Annotated in this window: 19 protein-coding genes; 10 read left to right on the forward strand and 9 right to left on the reverse strand. The window is 36.2% G+C overall.

Features of this window, described 5'->3' with window-relative positions; genetic code table 11:
* Position 1: 1 nt before the first annotated feature.
* The 4 genes from C7Y47_RS18315 to C7Y47_RS18335 all read right to left on the reverse strand — a co-directional run bounded on the left by C7Y47_RS18315 (position 2) and on the right by C7Y47_RS18335 (position 3,575).
* Positions 2-409: a permease prefix domain 1-containing protein gene (locus C7Y47_RS18315; RefSeq protein ID WP_142510064.1), complete on the reverse strand. Its 408-nt coding sequence runs from the start codon at positions 407-409 to the stop codon at positions 2-4.
* Positions 406-735: a PadR family transcriptional regulator gene (locus C7Y47_RS18320; protein ID WP_053482886.1), complete on the reverse strand. Its 330-nt coding sequence runs from the start codon at positions 733-735 to the stop codon at positions 406-408. Before C7Y47_RS18320 ends, C7Y47_RS18315 begins: the two co-directional genes overlap by 4 nt.
* 195 nt (positions 736-930) lie before the next feature.
* Positions 931-2,121, reverse strand: coding sequence for a M14 family metallopeptidase (locus tag C7Y47_RS18325; protein ID WP_142510065.1), 1,191 nt, complete (start codon positions 2,119-2,121; stop codon positions 931-933).
* 446 nt (positions 2,122-2,567) lie between these two features.
* The gene (locus C7Y47_RS18335; protein WP_142510066.1) at positions 2,568-3,575 is read right to left on the reverse strand and encodes an HAAS signaling domain-containing protein; all 1,008 of its coding nucleotides are present in this window, start codon (positions 3,573-3,575) and stop codon (positions 2,568-2,570) included.
* Between the two features lie 370 nt (positions 3,576-3,945).
* On the opposite strand from C7Y47_RS18335, the gene C7Y47_RS25780 reads away from it, so the two are divergent.
* Complete coding sequence (locus C7Y47_RS25780; RefSeq protein ID WP_255505248.1) at positions 3,946-4,206, forward strand: hypothetical protein; 261 nt, start codon at positions 3,946-3,948, stop codon at positions 4,204-4,206.
* Between the two features lie 16 nt (positions 4,207-4,222).
* Entirely contained in the window at positions 4,223-4,396 is a 174-nt protein-coding gene (locus tag C7Y47_RS25785; RefSeq protein ID WP_255505246.1) for a sterol carrier protein domain-containing protein, read from the forward strand.
* Positions 4,397-4,482: 86 nt separating this feature from the next.
* Here C7Y47_RS25785 and psiE read toward each other — a convergent pair whose 3' ends face one another.
* Positions 4,483-4,938: a phosphate-starvation-inducible protein PsiE gene (psiE, locus tag C7Y47_RS18345; protein ID WP_142510067.1), complete on the reverse strand. Its 456-nt coding sequence runs from the start codon at positions 4,936-4,938 to the stop codon at positions 4,483-4,485.
* Between the two features lie 174 nt (positions 4,939-5,112).
* Between psiE and C7Y47_RS18350 the strand changes: the two genes are divergently transcribed.
* Complete coding sequence (locus C7Y47_RS18350) at positions 5,113-5,334, forward strand: phosphate-starvation-inducible protein PsiE (RefSeq protein ID WP_142510068.1); 222 nt, start codon at positions 5,113-5,115, stop codon at positions 5,332-5,334.
* Between the two features lie 203 nt (positions 5,335-5,537).
* Here C7Y47_RS18350 and guaC read toward each other — a convergent pair whose 3' ends face one another.
* Positions 5,538-6,521 carry a GMP reductase gene (gene guaC, locus C7Y47_RS18355; protein ID WP_142510069.1) on the reverse strand — a complete coding sequence of 328 codons (984 nt, stop codon included), beginning with the start codon at positions 6,519-6,521 and terminating at the stop codon, positions 5,538-5,540.
* Positions 6,522-6,854: 333 nt separating this feature from the next.
* On the opposite strand from guaC, the gene C7Y47_RS18360 reads away from it, so the two are divergent.
* Positions 6,855-7,274: a VOC family protein gene (locus C7Y47_RS18360; RefSeq protein WP_142510070.1), complete on the forward strand. Its 420-nt coding sequence runs from the start codon at positions 6,855-6,857 to the stop codon at positions 7,272-7,274.
* 84 nt (positions 7,275-7,358) lie between these two features.
* On the opposite strand, the gene C7Y47_RS18365 is transcribed toward C7Y47_RS18360, so the two are convergent.
* Positions 7,359-9,308 (reverse strand): methyl-accepting chemotaxis protein, encoded by a 1,950-nt coding sequence (locus C7Y47_RS18365; RefSeq protein WP_142510071.1) that lies wholly within the window; start codon positions 9,306-9,308, stop codon positions 7,359-7,361.
* Between the two features lie 306 nt (positions 9,309-9,614).
* On the opposite strand from C7Y47_RS18365, the gene C7Y47_RS18370 reads away from it, so the two are divergent.
* Entirely contained in the window at positions 9,615-9,989 is a 375-nt protein-coding gene (locus C7Y47_RS18370; protein ID WP_142510072.1) for a VOC family protein, read from the forward strand.
* Positions 9,990-10,074: 85 nt separating this feature from the next.
* Here C7Y47_RS18370 and C7Y47_RS18375 read toward each other — a convergent pair whose 3' ends face one another.
* On the reverse strand, positions 10,075-10,821 hold the full coding sequence (locus tag C7Y47_RS18375; protein ID WP_142510073.1) for a hypothetical protein: 747 nt from the start codon (positions 10,819-10,821) through the stop codon (positions 10,075-10,077).
* A gap of 271 nt (positions 10,822-11,092) precedes the next feature.
* Here C7Y47_RS18375 and C7Y47_RS18380 point away from each other — a divergent pair, with 271 nt between their 5' ends.
* From C7Y47_RS18380 to C7Y47_RS18400, 5 genes are all read left to right on the forward strand, one after another.
* Complete coding sequence (locus tag C7Y47_RS18380; protein ID WP_142510074.1) at positions 11,093-12,262, forward strand: acyl-CoA dehydrogenase family protein; 1,170 nt, start codon at positions 11,093-11,095, stop codon at positions 12,260-12,262.
* Between the two features lie 27 nt (positions 12,263-12,289).
* Positions 12,290-13,159 (forward strand): transporter substrate-binding domain-containing protein, encoded by an 870-nt coding sequence (locus C7Y47_RS18385; RefSeq protein WP_142510075.1) that lies wholly within the window; start codon positions 12,290-12,292, stop codon positions 13,157-13,159.
* Between the two features lie 663 nt (positions 13,160-13,822).
* A complete protein-coding gene (locus tag C7Y47_RS18390) occupies positions 13,823-14,530 on the forward strand; it encodes an amino acid ABC transporter permease (RefSeq protein WP_142510076.1) in 708 nt (235 codons plus the stop codon).
* Positions 14,531-14,542: 12 nt separating this feature from the next.
* Complete coding sequence (locus C7Y47_RS18395) at positions 14,543-15,244, forward strand: amino acid ABC transporter permease (RefSeq protein ID WP_142510077.1); 702 nt, start codon at positions 14,543-14,545, stop codon at positions 15,242-15,244.
* A gap of 13 nt (positions 15,245-15,257) precedes the next feature.
* Positions 15,258-16,013 (forward strand): amino acid ABC transporter ATP-binding protein, encoded by a 756-nt coding sequence (locus C7Y47_RS18400; protein ID WP_142510078.1) that lies wholly within the window; start codon positions 15,258-15,260, stop codon positions 16,011-16,013.
* A gap of 118 nt (positions 16,014-16,131) precedes the next feature.
* On the opposite strand, the gene helD is transcribed toward C7Y47_RS18400, so the two are convergent.
* Complete coding sequence (gene helD, locus C7Y47_RS18405; protein WP_142510079.1) at positions 16,132-18,438, reverse strand: RNA polymerase recycling motor HelD; 2,307 nt, start codon at positions 18,436-18,438, stop codon at positions 16,132-16,134.
* Positions 18,439-18,779: the final 341 nt, after the last annotated feature.

The following is an 18,779-nucleotide window of genomic DNA, read 5'->3' on the forward strand; positions in this document are numbered from 1 at the left end:
TTTATTCCCTCCATTTCTTACGTGACCAAACGAAGTACATAGATAATGGCCACCATAATATTGCGAAGATTGGATAGATTGCCCAAATTGTATTTGGTGTATAGTAAAGATTAATAAAAATAAAAAATGCAATAATTAAGCCACTACCCCATATAGAGAATTCTAAATTTAATTTAGACATGTTTTTCTTTTCGGGCTCCTTAACACCTAATTCCTTTTTTAAATCCTCGATATCCCCAAACTCCACGATGGCTTTGTTGACGGCATCCTCTTGTTCTTTCCCTTGATCCATTAAATAAAATACTTTTTCTTCAAGGTTTTGAATGATTTCTTGTTTCACCATCTCTGTTTCTTTATTACGAGGAATGTCTTTAAAAAGCTCATCAATATGATTTTTTATCTTTTTCATTCTAAGCCCTCCATAAATAAGTCGATAATTTCTTTTACTTCCGACCACTCTTTTACTAGCTCATTTAAATAAGCTTTACCTAACGGGGTAATACGGTAATACTTTCTTTTGCCTCCGTGTGAAACATCACCATAATAGGCTTCAATAATTTCCTTTTTCTCAAGACGTTGAAAAACTGCGTATAAAGTTGCTTCTTTAATTTGAAATCGATTATTTGTGCGGATACTTATTTCCTGAGAAATTTCATAACCATAACGGTCTTTCTCTAAAATTAACCTTAAAATAATGGAATCCAAGTGTCCGCGGATAATGTCACTTCGAACCATAAGTCACCTACTTAATTTTTATTGCTCTATCTGTTAGAGTAATATTAGCAAACATTACTCTGCCTGTCAAAGTAATTTTTCCAAATACGTCCATATTTTCACCAAGGTGTAATTATTAGAGGTCAAAAAATCCCCTTTTACTCAGAAGTAAAAGGGGATTGGGGATATTTATTTAGCATTGAACGGCTCTTTTTATTACATATACAATGCTGCAAGGAATATACCTAATGTTTCTTCATAGATGTCGTCGAATTGGCTAAGCGGAAGTGGATTTGTACCACTACCTAACTCAACTGTAAAGCCAGGTCTACGCCAATCCTGAATAAACCAATCTTTATAGCCCGCATAACTGCCTGCTGAATTAATAGGCTCGTAGCCACTGACCCGGCTAAACTCATTAACAAGGATTTCTGACTCTGGTGGTTCGAGATTTTCAAAACCCCAATAAATCACTCTACCTTGTGTATGAAACGCAAGAACTCTGGCAAAATCGCGTTTCTTTGTTAAGTCAGCCATAGCAATGGCCTCAGGCTCGGACAAAGGTCGTTGTCCGCCAAAATCTCTTGGCCCAGGTATTTTTGGATTTCGTGCACGTTCGAGTTCCCATTCTGCAGGAAACTGATCGTTCAAATCGATACCATTTATATTAGCCTTCCAACCTGAGAAATCGGTGCTATCGTTATTCATAGTAAGAAGCTGATTTCTTAATACTTCGTCATTAGGTGGCCCTTGTAATACTAAATCGACACCATCGGGATTGACCATCGGAACTATAGATAGGATTGTTTGCTGGTAAAGTGGTAATGGAGATAAACCGCGAATTGTACTTTGATTGGTGAGAGAGAGTAGATAGTCGTTTATAAAAGTTAAAATAATTGAAGTCGTAATCCATTCATTCGCATGAAAGGAGCCGTTATAATGGACACGCTTAGTTCCGTTCCCGATGAGAAGCTCTGGGATTTCATGTTGTAAAACAGAATGTCCAATAGTAGAGCTTTGTAGAAATGGATAAGCATCGAGAAGCTTTTTGATATCATTCATCATAATCGTGTAAGTATAATTTTGTTTACCATTGACGAGCCTCCATGTGATTCGTTGGGGAATGCGGATTGTCTGTCCAATGTGTAATTGATTTGGATTAAGACCGGGGTTGACAAGCAAGATGGCTCCTAATGGGAGATTTCTGCTTTGGGCTATTTGCCAAAAACTATCTCTTTGTTTTACTTGATAATTGACTGTAACAAATCCTGGAATTCGAATGCGCTGTCCAACCCTTAAAAATTGAGAATTAATATTTCGGTTCGAATCTTTAATTAGTTGAAGAGGTATTTTAAACACTTCACTGAAACGCCAAAGAGAATCCCCTGGTCTTACGTAAATGTCCACAATTATTCTCTCCTTAAATTTAAAGTAGTCCAATATAAAATGTATATGAAAAAAATAGGGGACTTATTAACTTTAAATGAGTAGATTTTGTTAAGTATTTGTCGGAAAGATATTAATCGGCTTTGTCATATAATCTACTCCTCCGATATCGAGTGCTTCCGCGAGCATAACTGTAAATAATCAAAAAGCTCATAGGCAGATGAGAAACACAGTTATCCTAACCTGCATATTTTAATACTTTTTCTAGATTGACCTGATTGTCACCTACAAGAAGAATGGTCATAATTATTTCCCTTATTCTGTTTGAATTAGTGCAGGAATGTATGAACGTTATTATTATACAAAAATGGGTAATAACGGTATTTTAAGGAGAATGTAGGTCAAAAATAGATGGGTAAGTAAAGAGCTAACAAGAAAGAGTCAGCTCTCAAAACTTATAGTTCTTTTTAAATCCTAGCCTTTTTAAAGCCATTATAAATATCAAATGCATTTGCAATGATGGCAATAGCAATGCTTACGAATAATATTCGGTCTATAGCAAACAAAATCTTAGCAGAGGTCGTTCCCGTAATTGCAGCAATATAAGGTACGGCTGGACTGTGTATAAGATCAGGGTGAATAGCCATAAGGATAAAAACAATGACTCCTGTACATTGAAGAAGTGCATTAGTTACGGCGATTACCATTGTCCATTGACCAGTTTTCAATTTCCATAATGTTAAAGCTACACTTAAAATGATACAACATAAAACGAGTGGAGCGAAGGACAGTAAGACATCCTGATTGAATATAGGCATAACAAATTTCAACCCGCCTTTATTGTGAGAAGTATAAATTCCTAACAGGTGATTAGCATTGAAATAGGCAAAGGAGAAAATAGCAATGCCTAAGAAGCTTAAAATATTATCATTAAGTGAAATCGTTTTTTCTTTAGGGATTATTTTAACTTTTGCTAAATTATCCGGTGTCCATTCTGGGTAATTTTTTATAAGTGGCATTCGAACGTTTTTTCCTTCGGATCGTTCGATGACAATGAAAGCAACTGTAATCCAGAACAGTACGTAGATGATTACTGAAATAATATGAGAGATAGTGATAGAAATAGTTTTAATAATAGCAGTCAGGAGTGCACCTTCTCCGTTATAGAGCACAATACTTTCTATTATCTGTACAATAATTGTAAGTAAAATTGCCCAAGGAATAACTAATTTTATTGTCCTAATATAAGTGCCAAACACTTCTGGACCAATTATAAATCGTGGCGTTTTTTGATAGCTTGCTGCAACTTCTACAGGATTACCGAGTTTTTTAAGAACTTCCTTTATATTTGATTCTGAGTAATCTTCAGATAACATATCTTCAATAGTAGATTTTAGTTCTAGACGGGTTTTATCACGCTTCTCCTTGCTTATCCTTTTAGTTACTTCATGAATATATGCATCAATCAGATTCACTCTTTCCGTCTCCCTTCAATAATTCAGTCCATTCCTTTTTAGTTAAGTCATATGTGTGCGCAACACATCGTATTTCCGGGCTTTACCTTTAGTTGTATCCCACTTTGTAATCACTTCTTGATGCCCTAATCAACGAGCCAACGAGAGTAATGTATTTTAGTTACTACCAACTTGCTTGAGAAGTTGAATAAGGGTGTAGCTATAAAACATTGTATGCAAAAACAACAAGCACTAAATGTTCCGCCTCAAATAAGGAGCCCAACGAGTACTATTTGCATGTGGTAATATATGTTATTATCGAGGGTTGAAATTCATGTGAAAAAAATTATGAAGTGAATTTTTTACTTAATAATCAGTCATTAAAGAATGGATCTATGAGACACCAGAGGCTCTATTAGAGTTCAGTACATTTTTAAATAGTCAGGTGGATCAAGTGAACCGTATTGAATGGAACACACAAGAAGAAAATATTCACTTCTTTTTAGGAGATATACGTAATGGAACAAATCATTTAATCCCAAGTGTCTATCATGCAAGTGCTGTTTCTGGTGGTGGTTTAATGTATCGCATTATTAATGTTCGAGGTTTTTTGAGGAGCTTACAACACATAATTTTAATGGTCAAACATTAACATTTAAGTTAACTTATTGGCTGAAAATAATCAGCAAATTGTTATCGAGGCTATTGATGGTAAGATAAAAATTTCTACTAGTACTAACTATGATGTAGAAATGGTGATCGATATCGCAGAGCTTTCTTCTCTTGTCATAGGAGTTGTGACAGTACAAGAATTATTTATGCTCAGGCAAGGTGAAGATTAGTGATGGACAGTACGTACAGTCATTGCACCATTTCTTCTTTGTCCTTGATAAACCAACTTGCATTACAGCATTTTAGGAAAATAAAGTTATTGTTCTTTTTTCATAAAGAGTGATGAGCGTACAGGCCGTTCCAGCGGCGTAATATTAATAATAAAATAGCTTACAATTAATATTAAAATAATAAGTGAATAAATTAAGGTGTTAATGGGATGATCATGTTCCACGATAATTAATCGAATCATGGCTGTAATCCCTATATAAATAAAGTACCTTAGTGGAAAATGATAATTCTCTTTAAAATATTTAATAATCATAGTGATAAATTCAAAATACAAAAAGAAAATAAGAATATTAGCAAGAAAAAGCTTATAGTCTCCACCCTCGTTGTTGAAAATGGAAATTTCAAAAAAATGGATAAGCTCTTTGCTAAGTAAGAAGGATAAAATGAGCACTAGAAGTACAAGGCATATATTTAGAAATGACTGTAAAATCTTAGGTATAGCCTTTGTTAATTGTAAAAAAGTCGAGTCCTTATGGCTCATCGAATTCCTCCAATCTTATAAATCGTTTTTCATGAATATAACATTTCACCGTAAATATAATAGTGTGTATTTGTAAAGTTTTGGTGTATTTTCATGAAAGAAAGTTTTCAAAATAAATTAGCTGTATGCTAAAATAGATGTGCATGAATATAAAATTTAAAAGGGGTTTTAAAAATGGCTAAAGCAGCAAAAAAAGGAAAAATTACACCAGAGCGTTTAGAAGAAGCATTAAACGTACGTGATCGTCTTATTATCGAGTTACTAGTACAAGTACTTGATGAAAAGCTTGTAATTGAACGTCCAGTATTACGTGAGCGTGTAGCAAACCTTGTAGACCTTTCTGATCATGATGAAGAATTAAAAGAAACGATCCACGCTGTTATTAACAAGCTATAATTTAAAGGGAGATGCTACACTTCATTGGTAGCATTTTTTCTTTTGCCAAAAAGATATGTTTTCAACAAAAGAATCGGTCAATCAAGAGCCGAGAACGCTCGGGTAGTATGGAAAATTGCTCAGTATTTTTGCCCAGGAGAAACGGAACCAACAAAAAAACCAAACAAGAATTTATTCCATTCTTGTTTGGGTTCTTCTAGTTTTTAGTATACTTTATCTCCATTAAAAATAGAGTTTTTCACAATTACATAATCTACATTTCGAATGGCATCAAGTTTATTGCCGCCTGCATAGGAAATAGATGATTGAAGGTCTTGTTGCATTTCAATTAACGTATCTTTGATGCTGCCTTTATGTTCAACAAACATCTTTTTACCTTCAACATTTTTACGTTCGCCTTTTTGGAATTCAGAAGCAGATCCAAAGTATTCCTTCACAGTTTTACCGTCGATTTCGATTGTTTCGCCAGGGGACTCTTCATGACCTGCAAATAATGAGCCAATCATCACCATTGAAGCACCAAAGCGAACCGATTTTGCAATATCACCATGTGTACGAATACCGCCATCAGCAATAATAGGCTTCGTTGCGGCTTTTGCACACCAGCGTAGTGCGGCAAGCTGCCAACCACCTGTACCAAAACCAGTTTTGATTTTAGTAATACATACTTTACCTGGTCCAATACCAACTTTTGTTGCATCTGCACCAGCATTTTCAAGTTCACGTACCGCTTCAGGTGTACCCACATTACCGGCAATAACAAAGCTATTTGGTAGAAGTTTTTTGATATGTTGAATCATACGAATGACAGCATTTGAATGACCATGTGCAATATCGATTGTAATAAATTCAGGCACTAAATTAGCAGCTGCTAATTCTTCAATAAAAGGATATTCCTCATTTTTTACACCAACACTAATGGATGCGATTAATCCACGATCTTGCATATCTTTAATGAAATTGATACGTGTCTCAGGGTTAAAACGGTGCATGATATAAAAGTAACCGTTTTCAGCAAGCTTCACAGCAAGACTTTCATCGATAATTGTTTGCATGTTTGCAGGTACAACAGGAATTTTGAATGTATGACCACCTAAAGTAACAGAAGTATCACATTCTGAGCGACTTTCTACTATACATTTTGCGGGAATTAGCTGAATATCTTCATAGTCAAATACGTTATCCATTATAAACACTCCTAAAATACGAATATTTTTTAAGTTTTAATTTAAATCGTTCGTCATTTGGTAATTTACATTATTTTTGAGTAAATGTCAAAGCTTTTATCTAAATAAATAAAAAGTTAGCAGGAAAGAACAGGAATTAACCGAAATATAAAGATATACTATTTTTTGTTATAGATGGATAAGCGTAATGTTTCAAAAGAAAGTACTTAGCAAAAATCCTGCAATATTTGTAGGAAAGCAAGATTATTGATCGGCTTATCTAAAATTTGTATTACTATTTGCTATCCATGTAAAATAGAATTGTTTCGAAAAATGACAAAGGGAGTGTTGGAAATGGCAGTAGAAGTCTATTTAATTTTTAATGGAAATTGTCGAGAGGCTGTATCTTTTTATGAGAAAGTTTTTAATGCGAACAAGCCTGAAATTATGACATTTGGAGATTCACCTCAAAATCCAAATTATCCATTACCAGAGGAAGCAAAAGATCTTGTGATGCATACGCGACTTTCGATTTTTGGTAGTACAGTAATGTTCTCAGATACATTCCCGGGCAATCCATTCACGACTGGAAACAATGTAACATTAGCCGTTGTCTCAGACGATGAGACGCAGATGCGAAAAGCTTTTGACGGTCTTAAAGAGGGTGGCAAGGTTAAAATGGAGCTACAAGAAACGTTTTGGAGTAAATGTTACGGTTCCCTTACTGATAAATTCGGTATTGAATGGCAATTTAGTTATGAGGAAAATAAATAAAGAGCAATGAGTATTTACTAAAAAGTAGTTAAAATTGAACAGCACGATGTTTGGAAAATCTCCATTAACATCGTGCTGTTCTTTTTAGTATTTAAAACGATTTACATAGCTTTGTAATTCATCAGCCATATCGAGAAGTGCTTTTGAGGCTGCAGCCATTTCCTGCATCGAGGACAACGTTTGTTCAGTTGAAGCGGCAACTTCCTCTGACGCTGCTGTATTTAGTTTTGCATGATCTGTTAGCTCGATAGCAGTTGCAGAAACTTCTTCGACTACTGCTGACATCTCTTGAGCGGAAGCAGATATATCCTCCATTTTCGGAGCAATATCGTGTAGACTCTTAATAATGTTGGTGAATTTTTTACTTGTATCTTCTGTTAGCTGTAAACCATCCTGGACATCCGCTGAAGCCTTAATCATTGTTTGAACAGATTTAGCCGTATCTTGCTGAATGCCTGTAATTAGGGCAGAAATTTGCTCGGCTGATTGATGAGATTGCTCTGCTAACTTGCGCACTTCATCGGCAACTACTGCAAAGCCTCTCCCATGCTCTCCAGCTCGTGCTGCCTCAATAGCAGCATTAAGTGCAAGCAGATTTGTTTGATCTGAAATAGCACTAATAATTTCTAAAATAGACCCGATTTCTTTTGTTCGATCATAGAGTGATTTAATCATTGTATCTGATTGTGCCACGGATTCATGAATAGAAATCATTTGATTTACAGTTTGATCTACCGCTTGCCCGCCTTCTTCGGCCAATTTTATAGCATGGCTAGATAAATCTGAAACTTGCATAGAGCTATCGGCGACCTCGACGACTCCTTTTGCGATTTCTTCAATAGAGACAGCATTCTGGTCAATACCTGTTGTTTGTTTTTCTGTATTAATAGCAACCTGTTGCATAGCTTTTGCAACTTGCTCTGAAGCAGCTATATTTTGTTCGGCATTCGCAGATAATCCATGCGCCGAAGTCTGTACTTGTTGGGAGCTTTGATCAACGTTGCGAATAAGTTTTTTTAAGCTAACCTTCATTGCGATAAAGGCTTCCCCTAGCTGTCCAACCTCATCTTTAGAATGAATGTCAATAAACTCTGTTAAATCGCCCTCACTAATTTTTATAGCGCTTTGTTGAAGTCGTTTGATCGGATTAACAATCGATTTTATCATGAATAGCATAAAAATAATGCCAACAATAATAGAAATAGCGATGATTATTAAGTTGATATTAAAGGTCGAAGCTGCGGCTTCTGCAGCCTCGGCTGTAAACATTGTACCAACAACTTTCCAACCTGTTAGCTTATTTGTAACAAATTGTAGCTGACGATCTTTTTCTATAATGTTACCACTATCTTGTTCATAGATTTTAGTAATATAGCTTTCTGCTGCTTCAGAACCACTTTCTTTATCTGATTGGGCAATATAAATTTTATTGCTATCTAAAAGTGAAGCAAAGCCAGTTTCTCCAATGCGTATATCATTCGTAATGGTACTTAGTGTAGAAATATTTAAATCTAACCCTATTACTCCTGAGCCATCTGGTAAAGCTTGAGTAATCGTAAGAACGATATCACCTGTTGACTGTGTAATGTATGGCGCTGTAATAGACACTTGGTTTTTGTTATCTAAAGCTTGTTTATACCAAGGTCTCGTACGAGGATCAAACCCACTAGGGTATTTTTGTGCAGGCTCATCTAGTAGTCTGCCATCAGAGGTTCCAATATAAATCAGCTCTACCTCTGGATGCATGTTGACATATTCGTGGAAAAGAGATTTAAGTTCTGAAATTTTACTTTCTTGTAAATAAGATTGATTGAGCTTTTTTGAAAAATATTGAACGTCCTTCACTCTTGGCTCAATCGTGTTGGTAATATTCGTATTAAGCATACGCACACTTTCGGTTGCGCTTGCTTGTTGTTCTTCTGAAATTTGCTTTCCTGCACTTTGGTAAGACACAATTCCAATTAACAGTGTTGGGATGATAAGCATTGCTAAAAATGAAAAAATGAGCTTTTTTCTTAAACTTAGTTGTTTCACTTGAATTATCCTCACTATAATATTGTATTTTAAAACTTATGTAATATCGCCCTTCGTGACCAACCTCCTACTATCCTAAGAGGTACATCGGATAATCGACACTCTACGTTATGGTAAAAGTATATACTTTACCGATTAAGGAAAATAATAGACGACTAGGCTCATTTTATCAAAAATAAAATAAAAGTTAAGTATTTTGTTATAACTGTTCATTAAAAAACTAATATTTTGAAACGATAACCATTAGATGACATATAAAGCTACTTTTTGATATATACTAATGCCAAAAGAGGAGGGAATTGTTTTATGATTCGACAAATTGGACAAGTGATGTTATATGTAAATGATCAAGAAACTGCCGTGAAATTTTGGACGGAAAAAGTTGGATTTGTTGTGGTTGCTGACCAGGAAGAGGGAGGAGTACGTTGGATTGAAATTTCTCCAACTAAAGAAGCTCAAACTACCATTGTCCTACACAATAAAGAAATCATTGCGAAAATGCAGCCTGAATTAAATTTAGGGACACCTTCTATTATGTTTTATGCCGATCATATAGTAGATCTATATCAGGATTTTCAAGCGAAGGGCGTTAAAGTAGGAGATTTAGTAATGATGCCAATGGGTAGGGTTTTTAATTTTGCTGATCACGAAAATAATTATTTTGCATTAGTGGAAAAATAAATCTCGTCAATAAGTTCGAATCTGTCCAATTTCGATTATTCTGTGCGGGAATTGGACAGATTTTTCCTATTTAAGTGCACGCAATTTATTTTATATCTTCTCCAAAAATCCCTACAGTTTGGCGATCAACGATAAATTCATTACCATCCCATTTTAAAATATTTTCTACATAACCTAATCCATCGGCATGAAATCGGCCTGCTATAGACTGATAAGCTAATAGCTCATATATTCCATCACGTTCATAGTCCACTGGATACAATCCACTCATTGGATCTACCCATCCTTCAATAGGCTCCTTTAGTGTACCGTCTTGATTGTAAATTTCAGCTAAATAATCCGGACCCTTGTATTGTAAGTCGATGATATATTGCTTTTTGGGATTCAAGCTACGAACGGCTACTTTATATTGATTTTGATAATTAACGCTGTACTTTAGCTTATTATTAAAAGAAATTGCATCAAAAATTGAGCGTATTTTGCCGTTTATTGAAGCAAATATTTCACCGTTGATAATACCTCCACTACCACCTGTGTCAGAAATAGCTAGAATATCTTCTAGATGATTGCCTGTAAAGTCACCTAAAAATATAGTTGGGTTATAGCCAACGCTTTGTTTTAGCATTATTTTTTCGAATGGGTGCGTCTGTCCGTAAAAAATAGCAAGCGTTAGGTCTTTCCACAAAGGGCTATTTGGAGTTTTAGTCCCCATCAAAAGAACAGTTTCAAGTAAGCCATCTCCATTAATATCACCAAATTTCGTCTGAATAACCTGAGGGGCCATAGTTGAAATAGGCATATTATTCAAGGATGGATTCATATTATTAGTCATACATGCACCTCTTTCTTTAGTTGTAGCATATGTTGTAAACATGGCTTGGTGAAAAAAGAAGACGTGTTCGTAATGGATATAAAACTTATAAAAAAACTTGTAATTAACCCATTGACATTTTTAAATGTGAAAAGTATCATAAGTGTCAACGAATCAGAAAATTCAGTACCACGCATCCTCTCGCTACGAATACGTAGTTAGAGATTTTTTTACAACTTTAATTCTTAGTAAATATATATGTTTTATACATTTTGGGAAGAAGGAGATTTTCTTGAAGAATTTATTTATTAAAACAAAGCAACAACAGTATTGGCTAGATCAGCTAGCATCTATTTCTGAGTCAATCAAGGCTGAGGCTAAAGAAGTAGATGAACAATCTCGTTTTCCATTCGAAGCACATAAACTGCTTCTGCAAATTGGTTATCCCAAACTAACTTTACCGAAAGAATATGGCGGTGAAGGATTATCAGTCTATGATATGGTACTCATTCAAGAAACGTTAGCAAGCTATGACGAGAATGCTTCACTCTCGCTAGGATGGACATTAGGCGTTGTAGGCGAACTATATGAGAAAAAGCTTTGGTCGGACGATTTACTAAGTTCATTTGCTCAGGAAATAAAGAACGGTGCCATTATAAATAGGGCTGCGAGTGAAGCGGCAACTGGGAGTCCAACACGTGGAGGGCGACCAGGAACAAATGCTGTTTCAAGAGAGGGAGGGTGGCTCTTAAACGGACGTAAAATATTTACGACAGCCTCTCCGGTGCTAGATTATTTCTTAACATCAGCGTGGATTGAGGAAAAAAATAAAATTGGTTATTTCCTTATTCATAAAGATGCTCAAGGACTTTCAATTGAAGAAAACTGGGAAATGTCTGCAATGCGAGGCACAAGTAGCCATGATCTAGTTTTAAAGGATGTAATTGTCCCTACAAATCATTTAGTAGAGTTACCGAATCATCCAAGTGGTGGCAAAATAAATGGTTGGATTCTACATATCCCAGCAACATACTTAGGTATTGCGCAAGCAGCGCGTGATTATGCGCTGCATTTTGCAAATCATCATCAACCTAATAGCTTGAATGCTCCGATTAGTACATTACCAAATGTGCAGCAGCTTCTAGGTGATATTGAATTGAAGCTATATCAAGCACGCTTTGTACTGTATGGAGTTGCCGACGCTTACGATGACCTGGCTAGACGTGAACTTTTAGCAAATGAAATGGCGGTTGCTAAGCATACAGTAACAAATTTGGCGATTGAAATCGTCGATAAGGCAATGCGTGTGGTAGGTGCGAAAAGCTTACATTTAACAAACCCATTACAGCGCTATTATCGAAATGTTCGTGCAGGACTTCATAATCCACCGATGGATGATATGACAATTATTAAATTGGCAAATGTCGCAATTGAACAGCAAAAATCGAATGAAAATCAATGACAAAAACCATATAAGGGGACATGATATATGTTTAAACAGAAGAAAAGAATTTTCCAATTGGCAGCAATCGGGGTGGCTTCACTTGCTATTTTAGCCGGCTGTAATTCAGGTGAAGCTTCTGATAAAGATTCAGAAGATGGCGCGAAAGTACGTACAGTGAAGGTTGCATTTGACCAGGCGACAAAGCCAATTAGTTATTTAGATGATAAAGGAAATCCAACAGGCTACGATGTGGAAGTCATGAAGTTGGTGGATGAGATGTTACCTGAATATAAGTTTGAATTTGTAGGTACGACTAGTGATGATTTACTAATCGGCGTTGAGCAAGGGAAATATCAAGTAGGAGTAAAAAATGCCTTCTTTACGCAAGAACGGACAGAGAAGTTTATTTTCCCTAAAGAATTTTTAGGTTTAAGTAGTGCGGGTTTAGTATTACGTAAAGAAGATGAAGGGATAAAAACTTTAGCCGACTTTGCAAAAAAGGGTTATTCATTAGCACCAATTGCTGCGAATAATGCTCAATACACAATTATTGATGAATATAATAAAGCAAACCCAGACAATAAAGTGAAATTACAGGCTGGTGATGCGTTCACTGTCGATATTGTGCAATGGGTAAATGAAAAACGTGTCGATGGTGGTGTCATGATTGAAGGTCCATTTAAACAACAAGTTTTAGCAGAAGATGGCCCATATCATAATTTAAAGGATGACGTAGTTTACAACGAATTTGCCGTTATTAAAACATGGCCGTTGTTCAATAAAAAGGAACAAGAATTTGCAGATGCTTACGATAAAGCTATAGCAAAAATTAAAGAGCAAAAGAAAACAAATGAATTAAGCACTAAGTTTTACGGTCGGGATTTATTTGAAGTGTTAGATTCTGTGAAGCGCTAATAGGCGGTAGCTGATCAAAGAAGATTCCTCTTTAGAAGAGAAGGTGTTAGCACCCTACTATCAAATAAAAGGCTGTTGAGTCAGTATACTCAGCAGTCTTTATTAACTTCTTTCAGCAAATGTTTTCTGTAACGAAAGTGAAACGGCAGTTATAAATGTTTTCTGTTGCGAAAGCGAAGCGACAGCTACAGAAGCCTCCCATCCCTATAGGTGGTGAGATGAATGCAGATTTAAGCTACTTTCAGCGGGTGTCCAAACACCTGCACCTGCTGAAATAGAGGAACTCAGTCTAAGAACGCCATGTCCTGTGGCAATTTATCTGTGCGACAGCAACACGGTTTTATCTGTGCGAAAGCGAAGCGACAGCAACAACAACAACACATGACTGAGTAACCAACATCACGTTGGCCCAAAGCCTCCGGCGGATATCACAGAATCGGAAAGGAGTTTTTAGGGGATGTTAGCCTAAAACGATCGCATCCATGCGATAACGGCTAACTGACCTGCATCGGTAAAAACGCCACGTCCTGTGGCATTACCGAAATGACCGACATCGTGTCGGCCCTCGTGCAGGCCTAAGGACAAAACAGATTTTGGACGCAATTATGCCGAGGCATAAATGATTAGAAAGAGAATTATAGAAATATAGAAGTTGGTGAGGAAATGGAGAAGTATTTTGATGCATCATACATTTGGAACTCAATTCCTGTATTATTGCCTTTTTTAAATGTAACTTTCTTAGTCGCAGGTTCTTCCATTGTACTAGGCACAATATTTGGCTTATTATTAGCGGCTGCTAAGTTAAGTTCAATAAAATTGCTGCGAAAATTAGCAAACTTATATACAACGATTATGCGTTGTACACCATCTATCGTTTTATTATTCCTTGTATATTATGGTGTTCCAGCGTTAGCGGAAAACTTCGGCATCAATCTCCATTCAATCGAAACAGCCATTTTCGTAGTTGTAACGTTCACTTTACAGTTTGCGGCGATTATGTCGGAAGTTATTCGTTCTGCTTATTTAGCGATTGATAAAGGGCAATTTGAAGCGGCTGTTAGTGTGGGATTAACGCCATTTCAGGCCTATCGACGTATTATTTTCCCACAGGCACTCGTTATCGCCTTACCGAACTTTGGGAATGGAATGATTGCCTTATTACAAGAAGGGGCGCTCGCTTATACAATCGGCTTAATTGATATTGTCGGAAAGGCAAATTTAATTATTGCAAGTAATATTAATGCGCATGCATTAGAAATATATATTGCTTTAGCGATTGTTTATTGGGTGCTGTCGATTATTATAGAAAAATTCTTCGCTATGCTAGAAAAGTTCTTTGGTAAAGGGAAAAAGACATTAGAAACAACGTAAGGAGGCGAAATCATGAATTATCAATTTTTAGTTGAAACATTTTTTGTTGCATTATCAGGTGTACCTATCGCACTCCTTGTGACAATTGTTGCTATGCTTGTTGCCCTACCACTCGGCTTTCTACTAGCACTAACACGAATCAATAAAATCCCAGTGATCCATCATATAGCGAAAATTTATGTCTCCTTTGTCCGAGGTACACCTATAATCATTCAAATCTTTATTATTTATAGTAGTATCCCATTACTACTTAAAATGACTTTTGAGAAATATAATATTGTCTACGATATTTATAAAATCAATCCGATTTGGTATGCATTTATCGTCTTCGCATTTAGTACAACGGCAATATTAATTGAGGTATTTCGTTCTGCTTTAAGTACGATTGAAAAAGGGCAGCTAGAGGCTGCTCATGCAGTAGGCTTAACAACATTTCAAGCCTATCGCCGTATTATTATTCCACAGGCTTTAGTAGTAGCTATGCCGAATATTTGTACGGCTACAGTCAATCTCATTAAAGCGACGTCTTTAGGCTATGCAATGTCCTTACCTGAAATTACATTAAAGGCTAAGGTAGCTGCTAATGTTGGTTACAATTACGTAGAAGCATATATTGATATTTTCATTGTGTACTTAATTTTATGTAGTACGGTTGAATACATTTTTAAACGATATGAAAAACATTTAAGTAAATTCAAAGTGGCAAAAGCCTAAGGGGTGAACGAGTATGTTAGAAATTAAAAATATTCATAAATCATTTGGTGACAATGAAATTTTAAAAGGTGTCGATTTAGCCATTGATAAAGGTGATGTTGTTGTTATTTTAGGCCCAAGCGGCTCAGGAAAAACAACATTATTACGTTGCATTAACTTTTTAGAGAAGGCTGACCAAGGACATGCGACATTTGGCGATATCCAAGTAGATTTTCAAAATGTGAAGAAGAAGGACGTACATTCGATTCGTCAGCGTGTAGCCTTTGTATTCCAGAACTACAATCTTTTCACGAACAAAACGGCGCTAGAAAATGTTACAGAAGGGCTTATTATAGGACGTAAAATTCCGAAGGCAGAAGCGACTGAAATTGGCAAAAAGGCGCTTGATAAAGTAGGCTTATCAGAAAAATATGATGCCTATCCAAGTCAATTGTCAGGAGGTCAGCAGCAGCGAGTCGGTATCGCACGAGCAGTAGCATTAAATCCTGATATTATTTTATTTGATGAACCGACTTCTGCACTTGACCCAGAGCTAGTAGGAGAAGTCCTTCAGGTTATGAAGAACATTGCAGCAGAAGGAACAACAATGCTTGTAGTCACACATGAAATGGGCTTTGCGAAAGACGTAGCAAATCGGGTGATTTTTATGGACGGTGGTGTCGTTGTAGAGGAAGGAAATCCTCATGATATATTTGTTAATCCGAAAGAGGAACGCACGAAGAAATTCTTAAAACGTGTTATTCCAGAGGATTATACGTTCTACATTTAACTTCTTTTAGCCGATCCTAGATGCAAGTATGCCGAGGCATAATTGATAGATGAAGAGAAGCTGCAAGTGTTCCATGGAGTGTCTATGGAAACATGCGGATTCTCTTCTTTTTTTGAAATTAAAGCTTTAAAAAATGTGTTAATTCATTAATGGAATAGATATGCAATTCGTGCATAGCTCGTGTACAAGCTGTGTAGAAATAATTACGTTCTGTTTCCCTAGAATAATTAGCCGGAGAGGCATTGTATATCAAGACAGCGTCGAATTCAATTCCTTTTGCCATATAAGCAGGTAACAGTAAAATGCCTTTTTTAAATTGTTTTGTATCATGGGTAATGAGTTGAATATCTACTTGGTCTTTCATTTTATTAAAAACCATCGTACACTCTTGCTCTGTTTTACAGATGATTGCAATTGTTTCGAAATTTAGGGACAAGCCGTTAATCTTTTCGACAAGCTGTTCAATTAAATGTATTTCACTCGACACAATCGTGATAGTTGGTTCGGGACCGGTTCTATTAAAGGCTTCTACTTTTGCATCCTCGTGTAAAATCTTCGAAGTAAGGTGAATAATTTGTTTTGTTGAGCGATAACTTTTCGTTAATATCATTTTTTCTGCTTGTTCACCATATAATTGTGGTGTCAGCAGTGAAGGGTTTTTAAAGGTATGAGGATGGATGGTTTGATGCCCATCGCCCAATATAGTCATACGTGCACGTGGGAATAATTGTTGTAAGACAAATAGCTGAAATGGAGAATAGTCTTGTGCTTCATCAATTAAAACATGACGAATCATCGTATTTGTTCGTTGGCCTTCTATTTTGTCCTGTAAATATAGAAATGGAGCGGCATCTTCATACGAAATAATACGCTTTGCTAAATTAGGGAGTGTATGCTGACAGATTTCTTCCCAATGGTCAGGTAAAAGGTTCTGCAATTGCCGATGAATAGATTTATTCATGTCAAACAATTGACGATAAATACCTAATATATGAACGAACTTCAATTGTTTCACAGATTGACGAAGAGGCTTGAACTGCTTTTTGACAATTTGGCTAGCTATTTTCTTGCGCTCTTGCTCGAAATCATCAAAAGAGTTTTCTGAAAACCGACCTTCATGCAAAAGCTCGCTATAGGCTTTTGTGTACTCTTCAATGTCTAAAAGTTCGCTGGCTTCTTCTACCCATTCTTTTGCCCGTTCTGCCTTTTCAATTTTCGATAATTGTTGTAATAACCATTCTTTCACTAATTGCAGTCGATTTGGGATGGGCATTGTGGCATTGAATGAATAAAAGTATTCAGCAATTTCTTGAGCGGTAATAATTCTTTCTCCGCGAAAAACAATGTTTTTAAATAGCAAACCTTCATTTGCAAGGTGTTCAATATATGTGTCCAGCAATTCTCGATAGTGAAGGCTAGCTTTAAAAGAAATAATCGTAAGCCTCGTTTGGTAGAGTGAGTCATCTCCCTCTGTTAAAAGTGACTCCAATTGTTCATAAGGATATTCCAATTGGAACTGTCGACCTAAACGTTTTGTTGCATATTCGGAGAAGGTTAATTGCTGCATATTGTCTTCACCTAAATCCGGTAAAACGGTATGAACATATTGATTAAAAAGTTGATTAGGTGTAATCAATAAAATTTGATCAGCAGTAATTTGATCTCGATAATGATACAACAAATAAGCAACACGTTGGAGAGCGACTGCCGTTTTTCCACTACCTGCGACACCCTCTACGATTAGATAAGGAGTGTTGACATGTCGAATAATTTTATTTTGCTCGGCTTGAATCGTTGCTACGATGCTACGGATATGTTCGTTTGCATTTTGAGCGAGAATATCGAGTAATAAATCATCACCAATCGTTAAACCTGTATTAAACATCGATTGTAATTGACCATTCTTAATGATAAATTGCCGTTTTAAAAGCATCTCACCTTGAATGTCTTCAGTTGCCGTTTCATAAGTAGCTGGGCCAGGCGTGAAATCATAATACATACTTGATATAGGGGCTCGCCAATCATAAATTAATATGTTTTCATTCTCTTCATCCATTAAGGTTGCTACACCGATATAAATCTTTAAAGGTTCGTTATGACTTTCCTGTAAAAAATCAATGCGAGCAAAATAAGGTGATTGCTGTAAACGGTCATATATTTTTACATCTTTAATGACACGTTGCTGAGCATGCTGGGAATCTGATAAGAGCTCTGCCTGTTGTTTAATAGCATAATAGGTCTCATCTATATCCTCCGGAGTATCTAAATTCACTCTGACGTCGTCCCAAAAGGTTTTCTTTAATGTTAAAACATTGTCTCTAACATCCTTTTCCTTTTGCAGTAACTCCTCCTTTTTGTGACCAACTGTGTGTAAACAAAGAACAAGATACTGTTTTTCTTCTGTCCATTCATATTGTTTTTCCAATGTTACTCACATTCCTCTCCATATAATTATTTGCATGGTTTTTGATGCGGGAAATTTATCATACAGCTAGTTCAGAAAGAAGTATAGTCTAGTAATTATGGCAAATTTATGCTATAATAAAATTGTAAAAGAAAATCAAATATTTAACAAAAAACTGTTCCGAAAAATTGGAGGGCACTGAAAAAGTCTATATCTTTTCACATTGCGAGGTATTCAACGATTAAATCGTTGAATACCTCGCTTTTTTCATTTGGCACTGTGACTCTACTGTTGTTTTCCGAAGCATTCCGCTCGCTTTCCGCGGGCGAGCGCCGAGCCTCCTCCTACGCTTCGCTTCGTGC

The sequence above is a fragment of the Lysinibacillus sphaericus genome (genome assembly GCF_006864135.1).
Classification (GTDB): domain Bacteria; phylum Bacillota; class Bacilli; order Bacillales_A; family Planococcaceae; genus Lysinibacillus.

Bases quoted from the DNA above. Each gene is read 5' to 3' on its own strand.
- C7Y47_RS18400 (WP_142510078.1), top strand. From the start codon at position 15,258: ATGTTAGAAATTAAAAATATTCATAAATCATTTGGTGACAATGAAATT.
- C7Y47_RS18385 (WP_142510075.1), top strand. From the start codon at position 12,290: ATGTTTAAACAGAAGAAAAGAATTTTCCAATTGGCAGCAATCGGGGTG.
- C7Y47_RS18320 (WP_053482886.1), bottom strand. From the start codon at position 735: ATGGTTCGAAGTGACATTATCCGCGGACACTTGGATTCCATTATTTTA.
- psiE (WP_142510067.1), bottom strand. From the start codon at position 4,938: ATGAGCCATAAGGACTCGACTTTTTTACAATTAACAAAGGCTATACCT.
- C7Y47_RS18350 (WP_142510068.1), top strand. From the start codon at position 5,113: ATGGCTAAAGCAGCAAAAAAAGGAAAAATTACACCAGAGCGTTTAGAA.
- C7Y47_RS18360 (WP_142510070.1), top strand. From the start codon at position 6,855: ATGGCAGTAGAAGTCTATTTAATTTTTAATGGAAATTGTCGAGAGGCT.
- guaC (WP_142510069.1), bottom strand. From the start codon at position 6,521: ATGGATAACGTATTTGACTATGAAGATATTCAGCTAATTCCCGCAAAA.
- C7Y47_RS18395 (WP_142510077.1), top strand. From the start codon at position 14,543: ATGAATTATCAATTTTTAGTTGAAACATTTTTTGTTGCATTATCAGGT.
- C7Y47_RS18375 (WP_142510073.1), bottom strand. From the start codon at position 10,821: ATGACTAATAATATGAATCCATCCTTGAATAATATGCCTATTTCAACT.
- C7Y47_RS18315 (WP_142510064.1), bottom strand. From the start codon at position 409: ATGAAAAAGATAAAAAATCATATTGATGAGCTTTTTAAAGACATTCCT.
- C7Y47_RS18370 (WP_142510072.1), top strand. From the start codon at position 9,615: ATGATTCGACAAATTGGACAAGTGATGTTATATGTAAATGATCAAGAA.
- C7Y47_RS18390 (WP_142510076.1), top strand. From the start codon at position 13,823: ATGGAGAAGTATTTTGATGCATCATACATTTGGAACTCAATTCCTGTA.